At 59.8% G+C, this 23983-nt stretch carries 19 protein-coding genes; 12 read left to right on the top strand and 7 right to left on the bottom strand.

Going from position 1 to position 23983, the window contains the following annotated elements:
- Positions 1–68: 68 nt before the first annotated feature.
- The 3 genes from repC to FHT87_RS06795 all read left to right on the top strand — a co-directional run bounded on the left by repC (position 69) and on the right by FHT87_RS06795 (position 4300).
- Positions 69–1280: a plasmid replication protein RepC gene (repC, locus tag FHT87_RS06805; RefSeq protein ID WP_183727294.1), complete on the top strand. Its 1212-nt coding sequence runs from the start codon at positions 69–71 to the stop codon at positions 1278–1280.
- 360 nt (positions 1281–1640) lie between these two features.
- Positions 1641–2189 (top strand): sugar transferase, encoded by a 549-nt coding sequence (locus FHT87_RS06800; protein ID WP_183726568.1) that lies wholly within the window; start codon positions 1641–1643, stop codon positions 2187–2189.
- 116 nt (positions 2190–2305) lie between these two features.
- On the top strand, positions 2306–4300 hold the full coding sequence (locus FHT87_RS06795; protein ID WP_246698047.1) for a nucleoside-diphosphate sugar epimerase/dehydratase: 1995 nt from the start codon (positions 2306–2308) through the stop codon (positions 4298–4300).
- Between the two features lie 156 nt (positions 4301–4456).
- Here FHT87_RS06795 and FHT87_RS06790 read toward each other — a convergent pair whose 3' ends face one another.
- Both FHT87_RS06790 and FHT87_RS06785 read right to left on the bottom strand, forming a co-directional pair.
- Positions 4457–4663, bottom strand: coding sequence for a hypothetical protein (locus tag FHT87_RS06790; RefSeq protein ID WP_183726566.1), 207 nt, complete (start codon positions 4661–4663; stop codon positions 4457–4459).
- Positions 4664–4845: 182 nt separating this feature from the next.
- A complete protein-coding gene (locus FHT87_RS06785) occupies positions 4846–6090 on the bottom strand; it encodes a hypothetical protein (RefSeq protein ID WP_183800457.1) in 1245 nt (414 codons plus the stop codon).
- 888 nt (positions 6091–6978) lie between these two features.
- Between FHT87_RS06785 and FHT87_RS06780 the strand changes: the two genes are divergently transcribed.
- The 9 genes from FHT87_RS06780 (at position 6979) to FHT87_RS06740 (ending at position 18919) form a co-directional block, all read left to right on the top strand.
- Entirely contained in the window at positions 6979–8364 is a 1386-nt protein-coding gene (locus FHT87_RS06780; RefSeq protein WP_183726563.1) for an NADH:flavin oxidoreductase, read from the top strand.
- A gap of 34 nt (positions 8365–8398) precedes the next feature.
- A complete protein-coding gene (locus FHT87_RS06775) occupies positions 8399–9925 on the top strand; it encodes a cytochrome c (protein WP_183800454.1) in 1527 nt (508 codons plus the stop codon).
- Positions 9922–10353 carry a hypothetical protein gene (locus FHT87_RS06770; RefSeq protein ID WP_183726559.1) on the top strand — a complete coding sequence of 144 codons (432 nt, stop codon included), beginning with the start codon at positions 9922–9924 and terminating at the stop codon, positions 10351–10353. The genes FHT87_RS06775 and FHT87_RS06770 overlap by 4 nt, the downstream gene beginning before the upstream one ends.
- On the top strand, positions 10350–11825 hold the full coding sequence (locus tag FHT87_RS06765) for a cytochrome c (protein ID WP_183800451.1): 1476 nt from the start codon (positions 10350–10352) through the stop codon (positions 11823–11825). The genes FHT87_RS06770 and FHT87_RS06765 overlap by 4 nt, the downstream gene beginning before the upstream one ends.
- A gap of 16 nt (positions 11826–11841) precedes the next feature.
- Positions 11842–14631, top strand: a complete 2790-nt coding sequence (locus FHT87_RS06760; protein WP_183800448.1) for a hypothetical protein — start codon at positions 11842–11844, stop codon at positions 14629–14631.
- Between the two features lie 2 nt (positions 14632–14633).
- The gene (locus tag FHT87_RS06755) at positions 14634–16442 is read left to right on the top strand and encodes a GMC family oxidoreductase (RefSeq protein WP_183800445.1); all 1809 of its coding nucleotides are present in this window, start codon (positions 14634–14636) and stop codon (positions 16440–16442) included.
- A complete protein-coding gene (locus FHT87_RS06750) occupies positions 16442–16660 on the top strand; it encodes a hypothetical protein (RefSeq protein WP_183727345.1) in 219 nt (72 codons plus the stop codon). The genes FHT87_RS06755 and FHT87_RS06750 overlap by 1 nt, the downstream gene beginning before the upstream one ends.
- A gap of 15 nt (positions 16661–16675) precedes the next feature.
- Complete coding sequence (locus FHT87_RS06745; protein WP_183726551.1) at positions 16676–17044, top strand: hypothetical protein; 369 nt, start codon at positions 16676–16678, stop codon at positions 17042–17044.
- Between the two features lie 699 nt (positions 17045–17743).
- Positions 17744–18919, top strand: a complete 1176-nt coding sequence (locus tag FHT87_RS06740) for a helix-turn-helix domain-containing protein (RefSeq protein ID WP_183726549.1) — start codon at positions 17744–17746, stop codon at positions 18917–18919.
- A gap of 101 nt (positions 18920–19020) precedes the next feature.
- Here the strand turns inward: FHT87_RS06740 and FHT87_RS06735 are convergent, their stop codons facing one another.
- Genes FHT87_RS06735 through FHT87_RS06715 form a run of 5 tightly spaced genes read right to left on the bottom strand, consistent with a single transcriptional unit; the run spans position 19021 to position 23977 of the window.
- On the bottom strand, positions 19021–19359 hold the full coding sequence (locus tag FHT87_RS06735; RefSeq protein WP_132657391.1) for a hypothetical protein: 339 nt from the start codon (positions 19357–19359) through the stop codon (positions 19021–19023).
- A gap of 14 nt (positions 19360–19373) precedes the next feature.
- Complete coding sequence (locus tag FHT87_RS06730; RefSeq protein ID WP_183726547.1) at positions 19374–19934, bottom strand: ATP-binding protein; 561 nt, start codon at positions 19932–19934, stop codon at positions 19374–19376.
- Positions 19935–19938: 4 nt separating this feature from the next.
- Complete coding sequence (locus FHT87_RS06725) at positions 19939–22299, bottom strand: SpoIIE family protein phosphatase (RefSeq protein WP_183726545.1); 2361 nt, start codon at positions 22297–22299, stop codon at positions 19939–19941.
- Positions 22296–23462, bottom strand: a complete 1167-nt coding sequence (locus FHT87_RS06720; protein WP_183726543.1) for a class I SAM-dependent methyltransferase — start codon at positions 23460–23462, stop codon at positions 22296–22298. Before FHT87_RS06720 ends, FHT87_RS06725 begins: the two co-directional genes overlap by 4 nt.
- Positions 23459–23977, bottom strand: a complete 519-nt coding sequence (locus FHT87_RS06715) for a ubiquinone biosynthesis methyltransferase UbiE (protein ID WP_183726541.1) — start codon at positions 23975–23977, stop codon at positions 23459–23461. Before FHT87_RS06715 ends, FHT87_RS06720 begins: the two co-directional genes overlap by 4 nt.
- Positions 23978–23983: the final 6 nt, after the last annotated feature.

Below are 23983 nucleotides of genomic sequence, written 5' to 3'. Positions count from 1 at the left end.
GCTGTCAAGGTTTTTGAACGCCGTTTTGGCGGGCGCTGATGATTTGCCTTTGTATAAGGTGAACCATGATGGATACGGGATTTGTGACGACGCCTTTCGGGCGGCGGCCGATGTCGCTCGCCTTGATGAAAGGTCAGCTTCAGGTCGAATCAGTTAAACCAGATCAATCCGTCGACAAGTGGAAAGTGTTTCGCAATGTCTGCGAAGCACGCCCGCTGCTCGACATTTCCGATCGCACACTTGCGGTCCTGAACGCCCTTCTCTCCTTCTATCCCGAGAGCCATCTCTCCGGTGACGCGAACATGGTCGTCTTTCCGTCCAACCGGCAGCTCATGCTCCGGGCGCACGGCATTGCAGTCACCACGCTGCGTCGGCATCTGGCGGCTCTGGTAGAGGTCGGCCTGATCATCCGCAAGGACAGCGCCAACGGCAAGCGTTTTGCCCGTCGAAAGAGTTCCGGTGAACTGGAGGATGCCTATGGCTTCAGTCTGGCGCCGCTTCTCGCCCGCAGCGAGGAGCTGGCTGCCATGGCTCAAAAGATCGAGGCTGATCGGCTGGCACTTCGGCGTTCGCGCGAGCTTCTGACAATCTGCCGTCGCGACGTCCGCAAGCTGATCGATGTCGCAGTCGACGAAGGCGTTCCCGGCGACTGGGACGACATCGAGGCTGCCTATATCCGCCATCTCGCATGCCTGCCCCGCAATCCCGCGGCTTCCGACCTGGATGACGCGCGCCTGAAGCTCGAAGACCTTCGCGCCGATATCGTCAATCTGTTGACCAGCTTCGATAATTTCAAAAAAACGAGCGCCAGTGTGGTTCAAAATGAACCGCATATACAGAATTCAAATACAAACTCTCTTGAATTAGAATCTCATAACACGGTGCAAGTGGAAACGCTGCCGATGACGGCTGAGCCAAGTCAGACGGCGGCATCCCAGAAAATATTCCCTCTCGCCCTCATCCTGCAGGCCTGCCCGCAGATCAGCGATTATGCTCAGGGAGGATCGATCAGCGGATGGCGAGATCTCGTGACCGCTGCCATCACCGTGCGTTCTATGCTTGGGATCACCCCAGAGACCTATCAGGCGGCTTGCGAAAGTCTGGGCCGGGAAAATGCTGCTGTCGTCATCGCCTGCATGCTGGAACGGGCAATCCATATCAACTCACCGGGCGGCTATCTGCGTGACCTGACCCGCAAGGGAGCGCGAGGAGAATTCTCGCTCGGGCCGATGCTGATGGCTCTGGTACGGCAGAACAGTCCGGTCGCTCGAAGGGCTTGAACACTTTCAAATAAGGTGAGAGCTGGTCACCGTGACTGCTGGTGGCCACTAAAAGGCTGCAAGACTTGCTTTTTGGTGCTGTCATTGGAACGATTGGAAGACGTGTCATTTTTCGGATGAAGAACAGGTGTCGGAAACGATGGCTTTGTTAACTTCCGTAACGGTAAGAAAGACAAGTATTCTCAATGGCTTGGTGGAAGTATCATTTCGGAAGAAGTGGCGGAATTGCTGCAAATGGCTGAGAACAACGCATAAAGAGCCCTTGCCCCCGAAAGGGTCGTTGACGTGAACTGGCAGGAGACGATAGGGCAGGGCAGGCCGCCGGGGGCCGGAAACGCGAGGACGGACGTGAAGCGGGCAATGGATCTTTTCCTGGCTCTGGTGGCAGCCCTGATCCTGATCATTCCGATCGGCATCGTGGCGCTTTGTGTGCGCCTGACGTCACCTGGACCCGCGCTTTATTGGTCGAACCGGGTAGGGCGCGGCAACAGGATCTTCCGGATGCCGAAATTCCGCAGCATGCGGATCGACACGCCGACGGTTGCCACGCATCTGCTCGATGAGCCCTCCCGTTACCTGACGCCGATCGGCGGGTTCCTGCGCAAGTCGAGTCTCGATGAACTGCCGCAGCTCTGGTGTATCCTGAAGGGCGAGATGAGCTTCGTCGGCCCGCGTCCGGCGCTCTATAACCAGGACGACCTGATCGCGCAGCGCACCGCCGAAGGCGTCGATACGCTGCTGCCGGGGCTGACGGGTTGGGCGCAGGTCAACGGCCGCGACGAGCTGCCGATTCCCGAAAAGGTGAAGTTCGACGTTGATTATCTACAACGCCGCTCCTTCTTCATGGATATGCGCATTCTGGCGATGACTGTCGGCAAGGTATTGGGCAGCAAGGGCATAACCCATTGAGGCTACTACCCAAGGTTATAAACAGATTGCGTAAGCGACTACCGATTATTCGGTTGCACTTAAGATCGAAAAGGACAAGAAGAAGTCAGGCTGGATGATGGGTGGACACTATAAAAATGCATGATGATCCCTCGAGCGACGGATCAAAGACCAGCCGGTCCTGGATGTCGATGCAGGCACTGGTTGGACCGCTATTGGCGATGCCGCGCCCGGCCAAGCGTATTCTCGCGCTGATCGTCGATTCCAGCCTCTGTGTTCTCACCATCTGGCTTGCCTATTGTTTCCGCCTGAATGAGTGGACGGTGCTGACGGGCGTGCAGTGGCTCGCGGTTCTCGTGTCGCTGTGTCTGGCGCTGCCGATCTTCATCGTCATGGGCATGTACCGGGCGATCTTCCGTTATGCCGGCATTGCCGCTTTTCTGGCAGTGCTGAAGGCGATTGCGATCTATGGCGTTGCCTTTGCGACGATCTTCACGGCGCTCAGCGTTCCCGGCATCCCGCGTACGGTCGGTATCCTGCAGCCCTTCCTGCTCTTGATCGCGATCGGCCTTTCGCGCCTCGGCATCCGCTATTGGCTGGGCGATACCTATCAGCGCATCCTGCACAAAGGCGCGATGGCAAAGGTGCTGATCTATGGCGCGGGCAGCTCCGGCCGGCAGCTTGCCGCCGCGCTGACCAACAGCGCCGAGCTCAACGTCGTCGGTTATCTCGATGACGACCCGAAGCTCAAGGGCGGCATAATGGCCGGCCTGCCGATCTATGACCCGTCCGACCTGACCGAACTCGTCCAGACGCTTGATGTCCGCAACGTGCTTCTGGCTCTGCCCTCGGCATCGCGCCAGCGCCGCAACGAGATCCTCGAGCAGATCCGCAAGTCCAGGGTGAATGTCCGCACGCTGCCGGATATGACGGCGCTCGCCCAGGGCCGCATCGCCGTTTCCGATATTCGTGAACTCGAAATCGAAGACCTTCTCGGTCGAGAGGCTGTGGCGCCGCGCCAGGAGCTGCTCGATAAGGCGACGCTGGGCAAGGTGGTGATGGTGACGGGTGCCGGCGGCTCGATCGGCAGCGAGCTCTGCCGCCAGATCCTGCGCAGCGGCCCGACACATCTCATCCTCGTCGAGCAGAACGAATACGCGCTTTACGCGATCCATGGCGAGCTGCAGAAGCTTTCGGAACTTTACGAGCAGCAGACGGTACAGATCGTGCCGATCCTCTGTTCGGTTCGCGACCGCGACCGCATGGAGCATATCATCATGAGCTGGCGGCCGCAGGCGCTCTATCATGCCGCCGCCTACAAGCACGTGCCGCTCGTCGAGCAAAATGCCGTCGAAGGCATCAAGAACAATGTCATGGGCACGCTGATAACAGCCCAGGCGGCCGAAAAATACGGCGTGTCGAATTTCGTGCTGATCAGCACCGACAAGGCCGTGCGCCCGACCAATATCATGGGCGCCAGCAAGCGGCTTGCCGAAATGGTGCTGCAGGCGCTGGCATCCGAGCGTGCAGCCGGCCGCACGCACACCAATTTCTCGATGGTCCGCTTCGGCAATGTGCTCGGATCCTCCGGTTCCGTCGTGCCGCTGTTTCGCCAGCAGATCAGGGATGGTGGCCCAGTGACGCTGACGCATCCAGACATCACCCGCTACTTCATGACGATCTCCGAGGCCTCGCAGCTCGTCATCCAGGCCGGCGCCATGGCCGATGGCGGGGATGTCTTCCTGCTCGACATGGGCGAACCGGTGCGCATTGCCGATCTGGCGCGCCGGATGATCGATCTCTCCGGCCTGACGCTGCGCAGCGACGACAATCCCGAAGGCGATATCGAGCTTTCCGTCACGGGTCTCAGGCCTGGCGAAAAGCTCTACGAGGAATTGCTGATCGGCGACAATCCCGAGACGACGCAGCATCCGCGCATCATGAAGGCGCGCGAGGATTTCCTCTTCTGGCCGGAGCTTTCCAAGCGGCTGAAGGTTCTCGATGCGGCACTCGACCGCAACGACATACCGGCTGCCCGCCTGATGCTTGCCGAGCTCGTCTCCGGCTATGCCTCGACCGGCGAGGTGACGGATCTGGCGCTGAGCGCTGCCGAGGCCAATACCGCCGCGTGATCAAGCCCGGTTTTTGCGCCGGCTTCCACTCTTTCCGCTTCGGATATTCTGAGCCCCTTCAGGCGCTCGCTTCATTGTCGAATCGTCCCGGCGCCTGTGACCGAGCGGGCAGCCGGCGAGATAGGCGCACACTTCAAAAAGCGAAGATCAGTGATGTCAGTTGATCGGTCCTTGGCTCTCATCTTGAGATAGAACCTGGGGCGTGGCCCGCAGATCGATGGTATTGGGCTTCTGACCCGGCTGCCAGGAAAACCAGATAGCGATCGGGCGCCGGTAATGCCTGTTGAGGGCTTCTGCCGCTTCTTTCTCGAAGCGCGTCCGTTCTGTCGAGCTATCGGTAACATTCCGCCTTTCGTAGATCACAGTATTCCTCCCCAAGTTGCGACCCAACTCTGGATCATGCACGGAAACATGCCTGTCCGGAACGGACTAAGGTCCGAGGTCACGCGGGTTGTATGGAGAAAGGGAAGACGGCGCAGGGGCTTAGTATCCCCGCGCGAGAAGACGATTCTGTCACAATGCTCGGATATGCGGGATCCGGAAGCTTATTTGTTCGCTGCGCAGGTGCTGGGGTCGCTTGCCCCGCGAAATTCCGCGAGGTTGGCCACGACGAAGGTCGAAATCGTTTGTGGCAGGAAGGCCTTGTTTGCAAGAATGTCCCTGAGCGCGAAGAATTCGGCACGGCACGTATAGACGGGCGAGCCCTGTGTCTTTTCTCCGAAGCCTGCCTCCTCCAGATTGGCTTCATTGATCTCGCCGCGGACTCCATCGGTGCCGGCGACGGTGATGCGGGATTTCGGGGCGCTTGCGCAGTCGGGCCGGTTGGACGACGTCTTGATCTCGTAGATATAGGGATTGTCGGCCTGGCGCACGCGGACGATATCGAATTCCTCGCCCTTGGCGTATTTGGTTGCACCTGCGATCGACCCCGTCAATTTGAGCTTCGCCTCTACCGGAGACAACAGCCCGCTCAAGCCCAGCGCGGCCTCGGCCCCGGCATCCAGGCTGAAGCTGATCTCGCTCTCGCAGCTCTTGCTCGTAATGAAACGGCTGGTCAGAAAGTCCTGAACCCGCCGGCGCAGGGCGGCTGCATCGGGCAAGGTCTTCGTCTGCAGCGCAGTATCGACCGCCGAAAGAACCTCGCGAGCCGGGTCGTACTCGGTGAACGGCTGCTCCAGGTCGCCGGCATTCCTGAAGGTCTCCGCGGAGAGCAGGGCAACCATCTGCTCGGGAACGAAGATCGTCTCGTTGGTGCTCCAGGCATCCCCGAGTTTCGACCGATCGAGAACGAGGGGCACCTGTCCATTGTCCTGGGGCGCCTCCGGATCGACACGGTAGATTTCCGAGGCGGTCAGCGAAATGGCCCCGTATTTGTCCGTCTTGATCGTCTGTGGCGCCTGGACGACGGCAATCTGGTCCGCCCCTGCGGCGAAGAAGTTGCCGATCTGGTCTTGGGTCCAGTACTGGGCGCCGCGTCCATTCACGCCGGCCCGGACATAGGCCAGAATGCCGTCCTCGGTTGAAACGAGGTTCCACATGCGGCCTTTGTCGCGATAGGAACGATCGAGAAAGGCCAGCCGGGTTCCGGCCGGAATATAGACGCCCTTGATCGTCTTCTGGGCCTGTGCAAGCGGGTCGTCGGCCAGCACGTTGACGAGCCGTCCGCTGGTGCTCTTGGAGATGCCGAACCCGGTCACGGCCAGTTTCTGCCCGCCGATCTCAAGATCTTCTGCCGCAGCATGGCCGACGCTTGCGGCCATGACGATCAGGAAAGATGCAATCAGCCTCATCTGACATCCTTCTCCATCTTTGGCTTCGTTCCCGCCGGTGCCGACGCCTCCCACAGCACGACCAGACAGTCGACCGCTGGACCGGGTCGCATTGGCATCTTGAGATGACTCCAACCCCACATCCTTCTCAACCCGCGACCAAGTCGAAATCCCCTTGAAGTCTTAACAGAGTGGCGCGCGAATACAATGCAATTTTAAAGAGAATTAACAGTACAAATCACAGGAATCGGTGCATTAGTATTAATCAAATGCCGCAAAAGGCAAGCATCATGGGCTTACGCGACGCCCCGCCATATCACAGACCAGCGCGGCCTTGTCCTGCATTGATACGCCAAGAGCCGGCAAAGGACCGCATGGTCTACGTGCAAAAGTCAGCCGGTTGCGATGCCATCGAAGGCGCCATTTGGCAATGACAAGGCTTTTGTGCTCCGGCGTGCGGCTCGGCGCGCCTCTCTGCCATTGACGCCACGCTGCCAGCCATTCCGGCCAAAAGGGCGGCCTCCCGACAGACGGGTGACGAAAAAATTACAAGTGATTTCAATATTTTGATTTATCAGTACGCATAATCTCGCCACGCTCTCGTAACCGAAACGCTTTGCACAGATCCCGGTGATCTCCGGTTGCCACGCGCTTGGGGCGCCTTGTCGACAGCGGGTAAAGGACTTGCCGGCGGCAGCGCATTGGGTCCCTTCAAGCCGAAATGTTCAGCAATACGGGAAATTTGCAATCGCAAGTATTCAAATTTCGTCGCTGTCCGAAATCCATTTGCAAACTACATAGGATTGAATTACCGTCGCTCACACCTGAAAGTTATACAGTCAGCAGTGCATTTCGGTTTCTTTTCCTTTTCTCTCGTTGCCGCGGCACGTTACTTTGGATAAGCCCCGCATGCATCCAGACAGTCAGTATACACATGCCGATAACGCAGCGGTTATTTTCAACGAACTGACGTTCCGTTCCCTGCGCGTCAAGAACCGTCTGTTTCGATCGAATATTTCCGGCCAGTTCGACGACTATAACGGCCACGGCGGCCATGCTCGACTGAACTGGGAGGAGAAATTCGCGCGCGGCGGCATCGGCTGCATCATCTCCTCTTTTACGCCGGTCTCGGTGCGCGGCCGCATCCTCGTGCGCTACGCGATGATCGACAATGACGACAAGATCCCGTTCTGGCGCGAAGTCGGCAATCGTGTTCATGCTTATGACTGTCGGTTCATCATGCAGCTCAGCCATTCCGGCCGCCAGCAGGACATGGGCGGCGTCGAGAACCTGTTCAACAAGGGCTTGAGTTCGACCAACAAGAGCGACTATTTCCATGGGTTGCTCGCCCAGGCGATGACGAAACCCGAAATCGCCGAAGTGGTGGAACAGTTCGCACAAGGGGCGCGGCGCGCCCGGCAGGCGGGGCTCGACGGTGTCGAGCTTCACGGCGCCAACGGCTATCTGCTGACTCAGTTCCTGAGCTCCGGCATCAACGACCGGACGGATGAATATGGCGGCGGCTGGGAGGGCAGGGCACGTTTCGTGCTTGAGATCGTCAGGGCGATCCGCCGCGAGGTCGGCCAGGATTTTCACCTGCAGATGAAGATCAATGGCGTCGACCACAATGACTGGCTCTATCCCTGGATCGGCAAGGGCAACACGCTCGACGAGACGGTGAAGATCTGTACGATGTTGCTCGACGGCGGCAAGGGCGTCGATTCCTTCCATATATCGAGCGGTTCGACCTTTCCCCATCCGCGCAATCCGGCCGGCGACCTGCCGTTGAACGACTTGCGACGCTGGTATGACGGCATGCTCTCGCAGGGCACGCGGGCGCCGATGAACTACGCGATCTTTTCCAATCCGATCCTGGGGCGCGCCTTCCAGGCGCTGTGGCGGTGGCGCCGGGGCAAGGTCATCGAGGGCATCAACCTCGACTATGCGCGCGCCGTCTCCGAAGAGATCGTCAAGATCGATCCCGACATCAGGGTTCTCTGTACGGGCGGATTCCAGCATGCCGACAGGATCGCCGACGCGATCCGCTCCAAGGCTTGCGACGGTGTGACGATGGCGCGTCCATTGGTTGCCAACAATGACCTGCCGGACATCCTGACCAGACAGAACGGCCCGGAAAAGGAATGCACCTATTGCAACAAGTGTCTTCTCAACGACCTCGAAAACCCGCTCGGCTGTTATGACTTCAGCCGCTTCGACGGCGACAGTTTCGAGGAGCGTTATGACAGGATGATCAAGCAGGTCATGTCCGTTTACGAGCCGCCGACCTTCCAGTGAACCGCGCCATCGCCCGCGCATTCGGAGTGGACCCATGAGCAGCGACAACGACCGCAAGACGCCCGTCGAGATTGCCGTTGCCCGCCACCGGCGCTGGTGGCTGGCGATCGTCGTGCTGATCTTGCTCGGGCTCGTCTACTATCTGGTGTTCGTCAACCAATATGTTGTCGCCTTCGTCAGTCCGAAGGACCATTTCATGCATGGTTCGATCGGCAGCGAGACGGCGACGGGACCGCCCTATTGGGTCTTCAAGGCCCTGCCGGTCATGTATGCCGACAAGCTCGGGCCGGAAGGCTGGGGTCGTTTCGGCTTCCTCTACGAAAAGCCGGATGACGACCTTCCGATCGGGGTGTCGCGCCGCGTGGTCTCAGGCGTCGAGCGGGTCTGGCTCAACTGTTCCGTCTGTCATGTCGGCACCTATCGTCTGCCCGGCGATCCGGTTCGCCATCTCATTCCCGGCGCGCCTTCCAATAATCTGCGCCTGCAGGAATTCATCAGTTTCTTCATCGATGTCGGCCGCGATCCCGGCTTTACCGCGGATGCGCTGATTGCGACGATCGACAGTCCCAAGGTCGGCGGCGACCTCAATATCTTCGAGCGGCTGATCTACCGCTACGTCGTCTTCCCGCGGGTCAAGAGCGCCTTTCTCGACCTCGGCACCCAACTCGATTTCGTCAAGCGCCAGGAGCAATGGGGGCCGGGGCGCGTGGATACGTTCAACCCCTACAAGGCCCTGCAGTTCAACTTTCCGATGGACGAGGCCCATATCAGCGGAGCAGCGCTGAACGGCTCCTCCGACTATCCCGCCATCTGGCGCCAGCGCCCGCGCGAAGGCATGAACCTCCATTGGGACGGCAACAACGATTCCGTCGCCGAACGAAACCTGAGTGCCGCACTCGGCGCCGGTGTCACGCCCGTGACGGTCGACCGGGCGTCGATTGCGCGCATCGAAGACTGGATGTGGGATCTGCCTTCGCCGCCATTCCCCGCCGCCGACAGGATCGATCAGGCGAAGGCGGCGGAAGGCAAGACGCTCTTCCTCCATTATTGCGCCGATTGCCACGGCTTCAAGGATGTCAACGGCTACAGCTACGACAGGCAGCGCTTCACGCGCCTCGGCAAGACGGTTCCGCTCGCCGAGATCGGCACCGATGTCGGACGCTGGACCTCCTATACGGAAAATTTCGCCGCCGAGCAGAACCTGCTCTATGCCGGCTATCCCTGGCGCTTCAGCCGTTTCCACAAGACGGACGGCTATGCCAATCACCCGCTCGACGGTATCTGGGCGCGCTCGCCCTATCTGCACAACGGCTCGGTGCCGACCCTGCGCGATCTGCTCGAACCGAGCGCCGGGCGGCCGTCCGTCTGGTTGCGCGGCAGCGACGAGTTCGACCTTGCCAAAGTCGGCTACCGCTCGGATCAGTCGGCGGGCGGCGATCTCTTTCGCTACGACACGACGCGGCCCGGCAACGCCAATACCGGCCATGAAGGATATCGCTACGGCACCGAGCTGCCGGACGCGGCAAAAGACGCCCTCGTCGAATATATGAAAACGCTATGACCCAGTCGCGCTCGCTCAGCAAATGGAAGGCACGGCATGCGGTCCTCGTCTGGATCGGCATCCTTCTGAACTTCGCCTTCGTCCTGCCGCTCATCTTCTGTCCGGAATGGATCCTCGGTCTCTTCGGAATCACCGTCAACCAGCTGATCTGGCCGCGATTTGCCGGCCTGCTGCTCGGCATCCTGTCGATCTTCTACATTCCGGCGACGCTCGATATCGACCGCTACCGCGTTTTCGCCTGGCTTGCGGTCTTCCCCTCCCGCACGCTCGGCACGGTTTTCTTCTTTCTCGCCGTCTTCGTCTTCGGCCAGCCGATCGGCTATCTCGCCGGCGTCTTCCTCGACGGGTCGATCGGCATCGCGACGCTCTTCTGTCTCCTGCGCATCCTAAAGCTCGAACAGAACATCGCCGAAGGGAGACAGGCATGAGGCGCGCCTTCTGGAAATGGCTTTTCGCCATTCTGATCCTGCTCGTCGTCGGCGCCTTCGCGCTGTTCTTCCTGCTCTTCCGGCCCGTCGCCCAGCCGAAGACCAATGATCTCGCAGAAGTCTTCAATCACGGTTCTATCGGCAATGAAGAGGCGCAGGGAATTCCCTACTGGATCTGGCGGGTCCTGCCGCAGCTCTTTCCCGACCACCTGCCGGCCGATGCGGACGGTTACGGCGCCTTCGGGCTCTACTGGCGCGCCGGCGACGAGGTTCCGGTCGGCCTGTCGGTCAGGACGCTCGGCGTCATAGAGCGCGTCGCGCCGAACTGCGCCTTCTGCCATCAGGGCAGCTACCGCCTCCGCGCCGACGAGCCGGCGCGGCTGGTCGAGGCGGGGCCGGGGAACAGGGTCAACCCGCAGGCCTATATCCGCTTCCTGATCGATGTCGGCGCCGATCCGCGCTTCACGGCCGATCGGGTGATGGCGGAGATCGGCAGGATCTACGACATGCCGGTCTGGGAGCAGGCGCTCTACCGCTTCATTCTGATCCCCGCGACCCGGTCAGCCCTTCAGGAACAGGGGCGAAGCTTCGCCTGGATGAAGGACAGGCCGGACTGGGGTCCGGGCCGGATCGATCCCTTCAACCCGGTCAAATTCCAGAACCTCCATCTGGCTGACGACCACACGATCGGCAATTCCGACATGATGCCGCTGTGGTCGCTTGCCGATCTCGCCGCCACCAATACGCGCCGCTTCTCGCTCCATTGGGACGGATTGCAGACCGATCTCTACGAGACGGTGGTCTCCGGCGCGATCGGCGACGGAATGACCTATAAGTCTTACGGGGGAACCGAAGAGGGGCTGCGCCGCATCACGGATTTCATCCGCCTGCAGGGTCCGCCGCCGTCACCCTTTTCTGCCCTGCGGCCTGCCGGCGATCCCTATCATGTCGATGCGGCTGATGTCGACGCCGGCCGTGCGATCTATATCGCGCAATGCGCCGTCTGCCATGATCCCAAGGGCGCCCGCTACCGGACCCCGATCCCGATCGTCGAGGTCGGCACGGACCGCCATCGCCTGGACATGTGGACGCCTGCTGCCCGCGACCGTTACGCGGCCTACGAGCCGGGCTATGCCTGGGGTTTTGCCAATTTCCAGAAGACCGACGGGTATGTCGCCACGGGTCATGGCGGCCTGTGGCTGCGCGGTCCTTATCTGCATAACGGCAGCGTCCCGACATTACGCGCCCTGCTTCTTCCGCCCGCCGAGCGGCCGAAGCAGTTCTACCGCGGCTACGATCTCGTGGATGCCGAGAATGGCGGCTTCGTGAGTGCAGCAGGGACGCCCGGGGAACGGCACGGTGCGCTCTACGATACGAACCTTCAGGGCAACGGCAATGGCGGTCATCTCTGGGGCACGGATTTGCCTGCGGAGGCGAAGGAGCAGCTGCTTTCCTATCTGAAGACACTTTGACCATCAGGAGGGGTCGATGGCAAACGTCAGACAGCGCATCCTACGGTTTCTCGGTTGGACGGCAGCGGCCGTCGTCGCCCTCGCCGTCATCGCCATTGCTGCGGTTGCGCTCATCGTCTGGTGGCTGATCGAGCCGGATGCGAGCCAGTTCGGCCATGTCGAGGATGAGGCGAAGAAGGCGCAGCGCACGGTCGAGCAGTTTCCCGGGGCGGGCGAACCTTATTTCGCGGCGATGGACAAGGGCCTGCTTTTACCGCCGGCGCCCGGCGCCGACTACCCCGCCGAGATCAAGGAGGTCGCCACGGCCACCGGGCTCGATCCGGAGGCCGTCCGCGAGGCGGCGATCCGCGGACAGAATGCCTGGATCGTCTGGACCGGCGGCAACGACCGTTTCTGGGATTTTGCCGCCCGCTCGACGATCGGTTCCTTCGATCTCCTGAAGACCATCTCTTCTCATCCGACGATGGCCTATGGCCGCGACAACCGCTTCCGTTATCTCGGGCTCGTCAACGAGCCCTGCTTCGACACCCCTGAGAGTGCCGACCCCGATCATTGGGGACTGTGGCTCGATCAGCGCAAGAAGGATTGCCCGGCCGACAGTTTCGGCGGCAATGCCGAGGCGGATGCGCGTTATCCCGGCGTGCAGATCGGCTCGCGCGGCACCACGGTCAAGGTGAAGGGTGAAGAGAAGAAGATCCCGGTCGGCTCCTATTACGGCGAGCCGACGGGCGTGATGGGCCTTCGCCTCTTTCCCAATCCCGATTTCGACAGCAAGGCCGCCGAACGTTGGGATGCGGTGCGTTACTACACCGATCCTTCCTATTACAACGACAAGGACCTCGTGCGTCCCTATCGCGTCGGCATGTCCTGCGCCTTCTGCCATGTCGGTCCCAATCCGATCAATCCGCCTGAGAATGTCGAGAGCCCGGCATTCCCCGAAATCTCCTCCAACCCCGGCGCCCAGTATTTCTGGGTCGACCGCATCTTCTTCTGGAACACCAAACCGCGCGCGACGCCGGGGGAGCCGGCTGACAACGAGAGGAATTTCCTCTTCCAGCTGTTCCATACGAACCCGCCGGGTTCCCTCGATACATCGCTCGTCTCGTCGGACTACATGAACAACCCACGCACGATGAATGCCGTCTACGACGTCCTGGAGCGGCTGCGCATCGGGGCGAAGACCGGTAAGGAAATCATCAAGGGAGACGAGAAGGACAACAAGCAGGCGCAGGATTATCCGCAGACCAGGGCCTTCGGTTCGCTTTATGACAAGGCGACCGGCACGGTCGCCTCGATGCGTGTCCTGAAGGACGGCGCCGATTCCGTCGGCACGCTCGGCGCGCTCAATCGCGTCTATCTCAATATCGGCTTGTTCAGCGAAGAATGGCTGCTGCATTTCCGCCCCTTCCTCGGCGGGCAGAAGATCTCGCCGATCCGCATCGCCGACGCCCAGAAGAACTCGGTCTACTGGCAGGCGACCGAAGCGATGACGCCTGATATGGCGATCTTCTTCCTGGTCGCCGCCCGCGCCGATCACCTGAAGGACACGGCCTTTGGCAAAAAGGTGCTTGAGGAGCGCAATCCCGCCGAGGTCGACCGAGGCAAGATCGTCTTTGCCGAAAACTGCGCCGCCTGCCATTCGAGCAGGCAGCCGGAGCCGGCGCTGGAGTTCGGCGTCGATCAGGGCATCTGCGCAGGCGGAGGGTCCGGCCCGCATTATCGCGAATGCTGGGACCGCTATTGGGCCTGGGCGCAGTCGGATGCGTTCAAGCGCGGCATGGTCAAGCTCGTCACCGAAAAGGATGCGGACGGAAAGGATTTCCTCGACGGCAATTACCTCTCGACGGAACGACGCGTGCCGATGGATGTCGTGCGCACCAATGCCTGCAGCGCGATCGCCACCAACGGGCTTTCGGGCGACATCTGGGACAACTTCACCTCTTCTACCTACAAGTCGCTGCCGCCGCCGCATGAGGTGACGGTCAATCATCCGGTTTCGGGTGCGGCAGCGCCGCTGCAGGCGGCCGGCAACGGGCGCGGGTATCTGAGGCCGCCATCGCTCATCAGCCTCTGGTCGACCGCGCCCTTTCTGCTCAACAATTCCGTCGGCCACGAGGGTAGCTATTACGGCACCGATTACTACAATCAGGACTATGCCCGCAGCTACGGCGCCGGTCGCGGCACCGCCTGCCCGGCGGCGAACGCCAACGATCCTTATCTGCCCTGCGTCGAAAACAGGCTTGCGGTCTTCGACCGGTCGATCCGCCAGATGCTGTCGCCACAGACCCGCCGTATGGATAAAATGACCGAGGCGCCGGTGCCGGGCTATATCTACCGCACCAGCGCTCCCTCTTGCCTCATCGTGCCGGCGGGCTTCGTGCCCGACAAGATCAGGCCCTTTACCGGCGTGCTGAACAAGCTCGCCGGCTGGGCCTTCAAGAAGGACGGCTCGATCACCATCGGCCCGTTCCCGGCCGGCTTTCCGGTCAATGCGCTGACCAATACCGAGCTGCTGCCCGACAATGACGAGGAGGACAAGTTTGCCAATTACAAGCGCCTGATCGCCAACGGCCCGGCGCTGATCGGCGCCTTCGCCGAACTCGGCGGGCAATGCACGCCGGAGGAGCTTGCCGATCCCGCCGTGCTCGCCAAGGCCGACAAGGTGGTGCGCGACACCAAGCTCATCGACCGTCTGGTGGGCTTGAGCAAATGCCCCGACTATGTGGTTAATGGCGGGCACACGTTCGGCGCCGATCTGCCGCAATCGGACAAGAATGCTCTGATTTCCTATTTGAAGCAGTTCTGACGATGGCCGGCGCGCCGACCCACGATTATATCGTCATCGGCAGCGGGGCAGGCGGCGCCGTCGTCGCCGCCCGGCTCGCCGAAGAGGGCCGCACGGTGCTCGTCATCGAAGCCGGCGGCGATCCGCTGGCGAAGACCGACGACAGTTCCGACATGCCGCTTGCCGATGCCTGTCGCGTACCCGCCTTTCACGCCTTTGCCTCGGAACATCCCGGCATGGCCGAGAACCATTGGGTGCGCCACTACGAAAATCAGGAAATGCAGGAGCGCGACTGGCGCTACTCCAGGCAAAAGGACGGCGTGCTTTATCCGCGCGTGCGCGGGCTCGGCGGCTGCACCGCCCATCATGCGATGATCATCGTCCGGCCCAATCATTGCGACTGGAACCACATCTTTGCGATCACCGGCGACGAAAGCTGGAAGGCCTCGCATATGCAGGGCTATTTCGAGCGTATCGAGCGCTGCCGTTACCGCTTCTTCCTGTGGCGCTGGCTTGCCGCCGCAACGGGCCTCAATCCGACCGGCCATGGATGGTGGGGGTGGATGACGACGGAGCGGGCGCTGCCGCTCAGGGTCTTGCGCGACTGGCCACTGTGGCGGGCGCTCTTGCGCTGCGTCGGTGCCGCCGCCGATGCCTTCGGCAAGCGGGGTTCCGATTGGGAGACGACCGAGATCGACCCGAACGATAACCGCAATTGGAACGTCGGCGCCTGCGGCGTGCGCGTCACTCCGCTCGCAACGCGCCGCCACACCAGGCACGGGCCGCGCGAGCGGCTGCTCGACGTGATGAAACGGCATCCCGACCGCCTGACGCTTCGCCTGAACACCACGGTCACGCGCATCGAATTCGACGGCAAGCGGGCGGTAACGGTCCGCTGCATGAACGGGGAGGGGCGCGAGGAGGTCATTCGGGCCGGCCGCGAGATCATCCTGGCCGGCGGCGCCTTCGCCTCGCCCCAGCTTCTAATGCTCTCAGGCATCGGCGATCCCGGCCATCTCGGTGAGCACAAGATTACCGTCGTCGAGGCGCTGCCAGGCGTCGGGCGGAACCTGCAGGACCGCTACGAAGTCGGCGTCGTCAGCCGGGTGAACGAACCCTGGTCGGCGCTGAAGGGCGTCACCTACACGACCCGCGACGCCCATTACCGGCGGTGGCGCAGGTTCCGCATCGGTAATTATACCAGCAACGGCGTCATGTTTTCCCTGACGCTGAAATCCCGCGACACGCTGAGCGAGCCGGACCTGCACTGCTTTTCGTTGCTTGCCGATTTCCGCGGCTATTATCCCGGTTATTCCGAGCGTATCCGCAAGCCGGACTACATGACCTGGGCGATCCTCAAGGCCTATACCGAAAACCAGGGCGGAACGGTGCGGCTGAGAAGTGCCGATCCCGCTGTCCTGCCGGCCGTCATGTTTCATTCCTTCTTCGAGGGAACCGGCAATTACGACCTCGACCTCGATGCCGTCGTCCATGCCATCCGCTTCGTCAGGAAGGTCAACGATGCGATGGACGATCTCATCGCAAGCGAAGAAGAGCCAGGCCGGCAGAACGAGAGCGACGAGGCGCTTCGCTGTTATGTCGCGGAAAACGCCTGGGGGCATCATGCCTGCGGCACCTGCGCCATCGGTCCCCGCGAGGGTGGGGGCGTGCTCGACAGCCGTTTCAGGGTGCACGGCATCGAGGGCCTGCGCGTCGTCGATGCCTCCGTCTTTCCCCGCATACCTGGCTACTTCCTCGCCACGGCCGTCTACATGATCGCCGAGAAGGCGGCCGACGTCATTCTCGCCGATAGCCAACTGGAAACACGCTGATGAAGGAACCCAGCCCCTATCCGGAAGCGAGCGTCTACAACTGGCTCGGCGAACATGTCCGAAGTTTCGTTCGCCTGTGGCGAAGGTTCGATGCCCGGCTCAACCGGCCGCTGCCGAAGGGGCGGCGCCTCGCCTGGCGATGGCTCGCCCCTGACGGTGGCGTAGCTGCGTTATCGCGACACGCGCATGGATGTGCTAGGATTATTCCGCTGCATTGACCGTGGGAGGCGGAAATGCGCCGAATTCTCGTGTCTGTGGTCCTGTGTGCGCTGCCGGCGTCGGTATCTTCCGCCTCCGGCCATGCCGTGTTTCACACCGCCTCGTTCGGCGACGGCAGGCACGTAAACCTCAGTCTCGCGGAAGGAAGACCTTCCCGCGACCCGGCTTTCGATTTCGACGCCATCATCACGCTCTCCGAAACCGACCACGGAGGAGCCGTTCTCTATCGCGACAGGGAACGGCACGAAGCAAGCGTGCGCTGTACACCGCCGGCAATGGTGCGGATCGGCGCCGTCGATTATCCCGTGGACGTGTCCGTGCCATCGGGGCGTGACTGGAAGCACGATCTCTGGGCCGCATTGTGCACCGCGCGGATTTCCTGAGCGGCGATGTGTTTATCGTCGCCGGTGGTGGTCATCTTCTCCTCCGTTCTGCCACATGAAAGGGCAGGTTCGTATGAAAATTCGCCAATGGGTCGAATAGGTAAGGGTTGCGTGCAAAGCGTTGGCTCATTACGCCTTGACACAGATGGCGCCTCTGCTGCGCACAACCCTCGAACCACCAATGTCCCTCTATCCGGCGTCAGGAGCGTCTTGCACAAATGTGATCCGAGGAATCTGCATCACTAGCGACAAGAATTCCTCTTGATGACTGAAGGTTGTTTAGCGTGAATTTCTGTCGCAGACTGAAGCATGTGCAGAGCGTGCATGAATATTCTCCAGATAGTCACGACTATCCTCCGATATTCACGTGTTTTCTTTTGAATAACTATCGTTTCGCGGTGACGGCGCTCTGAAGTTGCGTTGCGTCTGTACGTGAATATTTTGGAATTTCCGAACTATCTTCGGATGTCAATCATTGCCTATTTAGATACGGGAAAAGGACGCAATTGTCGTTATCCTCGCATCCCGAAAATTATCGTTCCGTACATTTCTGCTCGGAAAAGAATATGATAAGTATCTTATACACGTGACGTTCAGCCGCTTCCTTTTCAGGGGGCTGTGCGGAGGTTTCAGCCGCGAGAACGATTGTTTGCTCTCAATTTCAACAGCCCGGATCGGCTTAAGCGCTGGAGGGATTGGATGGATACGGAGTCTGGATCTGGAGATGACCTCCCCGTGAGGCAGGAATGGCCGGCCCACATGGAGCGGCGGCGCTGGCCGCGTGAACCGGCCGCACAGAAAGAGCACCGCTTGGGTGTTCCGCCTGCGCTGGTGCCCTTGCGTTTCTCGACGCGGGATCTGCCGCCGAAAGAACAATTTCAAGCCTGGCGCACGCACATGGCGCCGCTCGTGGATGTCCATCTACCGGACGAAAAATCCCCGGACGACGGCTTTCTTGCCGAACAGATCGGCTGGCATCTCGGCGACATACTCATCATCCAGCAGCGCGCGCAGGCATACAGCTTTGTTCGCGATCAAGCCATGCTGCGATCGAGCCCGATCGACCACTGGAACATCGGCCTGCTTCACAGCGGCCGGGTCTGGGCCGAGGTCAGCCGTCACGTAACGGAGGCCGGTCCCGGCGAGGTGTTTTTCAGCTCTCTCGGTTGTCCCTGTCGCGGGCGGATCATTGATTCAGTCGCTGTACTTATCTTCTTGCCCTATGAATTGTTGGCTGCGAATGCGGGCCTTCTCCAGGGTGCCAACAACACGCTCCTGTCCGGTAGCCTGGCTGAACTGCTCAGGAACTATATTACCGGTCTGGAAACGAACCTGAGCAATCTGACGGCGGGGGAAGTGCCGCGGATCGTACAAACGATTTCCGATATGCTCGTCGCATGCGCCGCGTCGTCCACAAGGCCGGATATGGGCCAGATCCAGACCAACATGGGAATGATGGAGCGGGCGCACCGCTACATTCACCTCAACCTCCATTCAGACAATTTGACGCCCGACGTCCTGTGCCGTGCGCTGGGCATCTCGCGTACGCGGCTCTACCAATTGTTCGAAGCGAGCGGGGGCGTCTTTAACTACATTCGCAAACGCCGATTGCTGCAGGCATATGCGGATCTCAGTAATCCGGCCGACAACAGGCAGATCTCGGAGATTGCAGAGGCCGCCGGTTTCGACGCCGCAGCCAATTTTACGCGCGCCTTCAGCCACGAATTCGGGCTCAGCCCACGTGAAATCCGAAAAACCGTAGCAACTGAGCGCCCGGTTGTCCCGGCTACGCGTTCCACGCGGCGTCATGGGACAACGATCGGCGATTGGCTACAGCATCGGCCCGAAAATCGGAATCGATTTTCGGAAGCCTGACGCGTAGATTCAAAGAGTTAGAGCGTCCTTTGCGCGTCCGAATGGACGCACGGCGCTCTAATGCTTGCAGGGTGATCCGATGTCGTGGCAGAGGCCTTGCCTCAGCTAAGCCTGAGATCCACTCCCGGGTGCAACTTCTTCAAGTTCGGAAGGGACTTCGACTGCCAGGGATATTCTGAGCTTCCGCGCACCGTGAATTGAACATTCGGCTTGTTGCGGACTTCAATCGTGAGCTTCGCGAGCAGGTTGATCCCGGAGGAATTGAGAAATTGTAGCCCTGTGAGGTCGATGGTGACGCGGTCCGGCTTGGCGTCCAGAATATTCACGACAAGGGAAAAAATGGGCGCATAAGCCTCCGTGCTGGGCAGGCGCATAATTCCATCGAAGTAGATTTCCGTACCTTCCGACCAGACGCGATATTCTTCTTCCTTAATTTCCATATCGACCTCTCCCGTCAATTCGCTGCATCTGGAACTGTGATGGATGCATAGGTCTCCAGCGGAATTCTGCCGTCCGGCTCCTCGGCTCCAAAAACCCATGCAAAGTGAGCCCCATAATCGCTCATGAGGGTCAGAAGTCCGAGACCTGAGCCCGTTACATTTGCGCCAATTGCATTCGCCTCAATTCGCTTGATGAGAAGCTCGCCCGGATCGCCTATCGTGATTTCCGAAAGCAAATGCTGGAACTGCTCGGACGTTTTCTCGTCGACAAGATTGGAGACTTTGGCTCGGAAGACATTATTCTCAACCGAAGCCTCTACGACAATTTCGCCGGCTGCACGGAATTTTACCGCGTTCTCGACAAGCTCGTTCGTCAGATAACTGACATTGTGCCGGACCTCCCTGTAGAGGCCACGCGATGTGCGGTAGCGCAAGGCCACGACCTCGGCGACGAAATCCGACGTGATCGCGCAATGTTTCCAGCCAAGATCGAGAGGCCCCTCAAAAAGGCGCAACCTCGTGACATTTTCGCCTGTTCCAGTCGCCACATCTTCCAGTCCATACAGGGTCGTCATTCGTTCACCTGTGTCTCATAACCACGAGTGTGATGTCATCATGGATCTTCTGCGTGCCGATATGGGCCATCAAATCCTCGATGATCCCGGCCTTGACGTCCTCGGCGCTCAAGCCGTATCGCCGACCGGCGCTTTCGCAAAGCCGCTCGATGCCGAAGAGTTCGCCGTTGCGGTCCTCGGCTTCCGTGACGCCATCCGTATGCAGAACGATTAGATCGTCGCGGTCAAAGGACACCTCGCGTGTCGCCACGAAGGACGATATATCGGGTTCCAGGCCGATCGGTAGGCCCAGGTCAAGCGTATCGATCCGCTCCACCTTTCCGAACTTGCGAACGACGATCAGTTCCTCGTGCTGGCCCGAAAGTGTCAGGCGTCCTTCGTCGTAGTCCAGGAAGGCGAGGGAAAGGTGCTTGTTCGTGCTGGTCCTGACGAGATTTTTATAAATGGCCCGATTCACTCTGTTCAGAAATTGCGAGGGATCCATGTCGCCGGCCTCCTGCAATGCCCGCGCAATCGACTGAACCATCAGCATCAGTACGCCGCTTTCCAGGCCGTGTCCGGTAACGTCGCCGATACCGATTTTCAGCCGCGTTCCGTCCCTCAAGACATCGTAGTAGTCGCCCCCGACCTCGTCGGCCGGCCGCATGTAGGCCGCGATCTCCAGATCCGAAATTTCTTCCAATTCTCCGGCCTTGGGGAGAACCATCATCTGGATGCGGCGCGCAACCGCAAGCTCCGCCCCCAGGCGCAGGTTTTCGCTGCGCAATTGTGTATTCAAGCTTGAGATCTGCTGGTTCGCTTCTTCGATCTCCTTCGTTCTGTCCTCGACGAGCTGCTCGAGATTTTCGGTATGAAAACTGATCTGTTCCGCCATGCGGTTGAAGGCCACTCCAGCTTCTCCAACCTCATCACGTGTCGGTATGTCCACCCGAACGGAATAATCCTTGGCCTGAATGCGTTTGGCGGCTTCGGCGAGCGAGCTGATGCCTTTGGTGATGCGCTTCGATATGGCGAAAACGGCGGCGATGACAAAGCACAGCGATACGAGGAGTGCCAGGACCTGGTAGATCAGAATCCGGTTTGTCGCCTGTGAAATTCCGGCCTGGGCAGCAAACAGCGAGGCATAAATCTCGCGCTCTGGCACGACGATGCCGAGCAGCATGGCTTCGCGTCTGACAGGGCCGGAAACCCAAAGGTTCGTCGGCCGCAACTGCTTCAAGACGACGAGATAGGGAACCTTTTCGCCATTTTCATCAAGGCGAATATGCCGCAATAGCCCGTCCTCCCCCAACGGTAATTGCGCGACTTCTGGCTGCGCACTCCCTTTCAGTGAACGGTTGAGACCCGTGACACCTTCACCGCCTTGATTGTTCGATGCCCGCAGGCCAATAATTTTCTCGCCCGTCGGATTGATGGCAACCACGTTGCCGTCCGACATGGCCAGAAATCCGAAGCCGCTGTTGGCAACTTTGACGCTCTCCACGATTCCAGCCAGCTGGTCGAGCGTGATATCCGTTCCGGCAGCGCCTGCGACTTTCGTCCGATCAGGGGACCAGAGTGGTTGAAAAAAGCTGACAATGAGCTTTCCCGTGATTGCATCTGTGTAAGGAGCCGTCTGAGTGATGTCACTATTGACTGGCCGCTGTCCTCTGTCCTTGCCCCATTCCTCCCAGGACTCGTAAAGCCCGGGAAAAAAGAAGGTCCAGAATTCCGCGTTGTTATGGCCGGGATAGAGCTTGTCGAAGGTCTGGGCCTGGGCCGTGTAGGGCGCTGTCCTGAAGATTGGACGCTCCCTCGGGCCGATATAATACATCTGAAGCTTCGACAGACCGTCCGACAGGAGACTTGGCGCAACCAGGTCGAGGACTGCACTGTTTTCGATGTCCCTCTGGACCTCCGGCAATGGGAGGTAATCAGATCCCAGGAGATATCCCCAGACGCTGACGACGGAAGGCGAACCGGGCAGGTTCTGAGCCCATCCTCCTTTCGCATCGTAAACGACCTGGGTGGTTCCTGGAGAACCAAGAGCCATCGCCTGGCCGATCTGCGCTTCTCTCAAGGGGAGATCGATCTGCGCCTGAAGAACGCCGGCCAATGTGCTGACGTCGGAATGGACTTGGCTCAGGAGCAGGTTGACGTGTTCGGCCGTTGTTTCCGCGTAGGAGCGGATGTAGCCCTGATTGGCTTCCTCCAAACCTTGGCCGACTTCCGCGGCGGCATCACGAGAGAGCCTTTGCACGTTCCAAAGCGCCAGGCCTCCGGTCACCAGCAGGTCGAAGAGCACGGCGCTGCCGACGACGAGGACGAACTTTGCGCGAAACGAGTTCAAGCCAAAACGCGCGATCTGTCGAGCGGCTGTGCTCATGACGGTTTGCGTCCGGACGCCGCCCAGATTGGCCAGCCGGCATAGCCCTTCGGATGAAGGGCTGCAAAGATGTGGTCCCTGAATCCCTGGCGGAAACGTTCAATGAATTCGGAAGAATCTCCCCGCTTGACAGCCATTTCTCCGGCATAAACAGTTTCCCAGGCCGCGATGACGTCGGCAAAATCCTGCGGGTCTCCATCGAGATTGGTGACCATGAAGGACTCGACGAGAATATCGTCAAAGCCGGCGTCGGCGAGATATCTGCGACTTTTCGGGCCGAGTTCCACGTCCATTTCGAAGTGGCTGAACAGCTTTGCGACTTCATGATACGTCCATTGGATGCTTTGCGAGCGGGGTTCTCCTAGGCAGTGCGAATTTTTCTCGTTGGTTATGTATACCCGCCCGCCCGGTTTGCAGATCCGGAAGAGCTCTTTCAGAAGCACATCCGGCCGGTTGAATATCTGAAGCGAATGGCGGCAGGTCACCAGGTCGAACTGGTTGTCTTCGAGCAGCATTTCGCAGGCGTCGCCGTAAGTATATTCGATATCGGCAACATCGAAGCTGGCGGCCATCTCGCGTGCATAGGCAAGACTTGCCCTGGAGTGGTCGAGCGCCACGATCCGCGTTGGCTGGAACTCTTTTTTGACCAGCGAGGCGAAATCGCCGATGCCACAGCAGATATCGGCCATCACAATCCCTGGCCGCATGCCGTGACGGGGGAGGATCGTGCGCTCGTGGCGCCAGGTCATCTTGGTTTGCGTGCGCAATATCGGAATGAAGCTCGTATCCTCAACGAAGCTCTGGCCGGGGTAAAATCCGGAATCATAGACCTCCACCGTTACCCGCGGCTCGATGCTGCTCAAGTGCTTGAACATGCGTTCGGTCCAGCCGACGACGCTTGACGTCACGACCACGACACGAAGATCGGATCTTGTTCGGCAGGTGTCCAGCACAACGCGAGTAAAGGCCTGAAAGGCTGTGTTATTCATCTGAACGAGGCGCCTTACATTGATGTAGAGAACCCCTCGAACATCATCGACAGCCTCCTTGAGCATGAAAATGCTGGCGGCGATCTCATCGACGGAATGCGGTCGGATCACGCCAGACAGGACGAATTCCTGGCTGTTGGAGTCGAATTCTGCATGGAAGGGTGTTGTGCTCAACGTATGCTTCCTTCAAGCGGCAGGTCGACCACCAATGTTATGGATGCCGGAGCGGGTTCCTCCAGATGCAGGCGGGCATCGAAATTGATTGCCAGATCGAGAAGAATGACTTCCTTGTTTGGCGTCTGATCCATTGAAATGGCACTGAGATAACGCGCGATTGCATCTTTCTGATGAGTCTTCGACACTGCCTCGCGATAGAATTCTCGCTGTCCGGCAGGGCAGGCGAAACTGAGCCTCACACGTTCCGTCGCATCGCGTCGATAGACTGTGCAGTCTATCAAACCCTGCGGAGAACCACCGCGGAACGATACTTCCAGCAGTTCATTGAGGGCAAACGAGAAGAAATTCGAATGCCGAATGGGATCGGTGCGATTGTGACTGATCATCCGTGCCATGAAGGTCGACAGTTGATCGCAATGCTGCCAGTCGGAAAGAAAGGCCGCCATGTCCATCTCGAACTGGAGGAGTGGCTTGAACGCCACTTCCGCTGACTTGTCGCTGGCTGCATGCATACCGTT

Source organism: Rhizobium sp. BK316, from assembly GCF_014193695.1.
Taxonomy (GTDB): Bacteria; Pseudomonadota; Alphaproteobacteria; order Rhizobiales; family Rhizobiaceae; genus Rhizobium.
The sequence above is the reverse complement of the archived record's forward strand: the minus strand, read 5'-3'. Positions and strand labels throughout refer to the sequence as shown.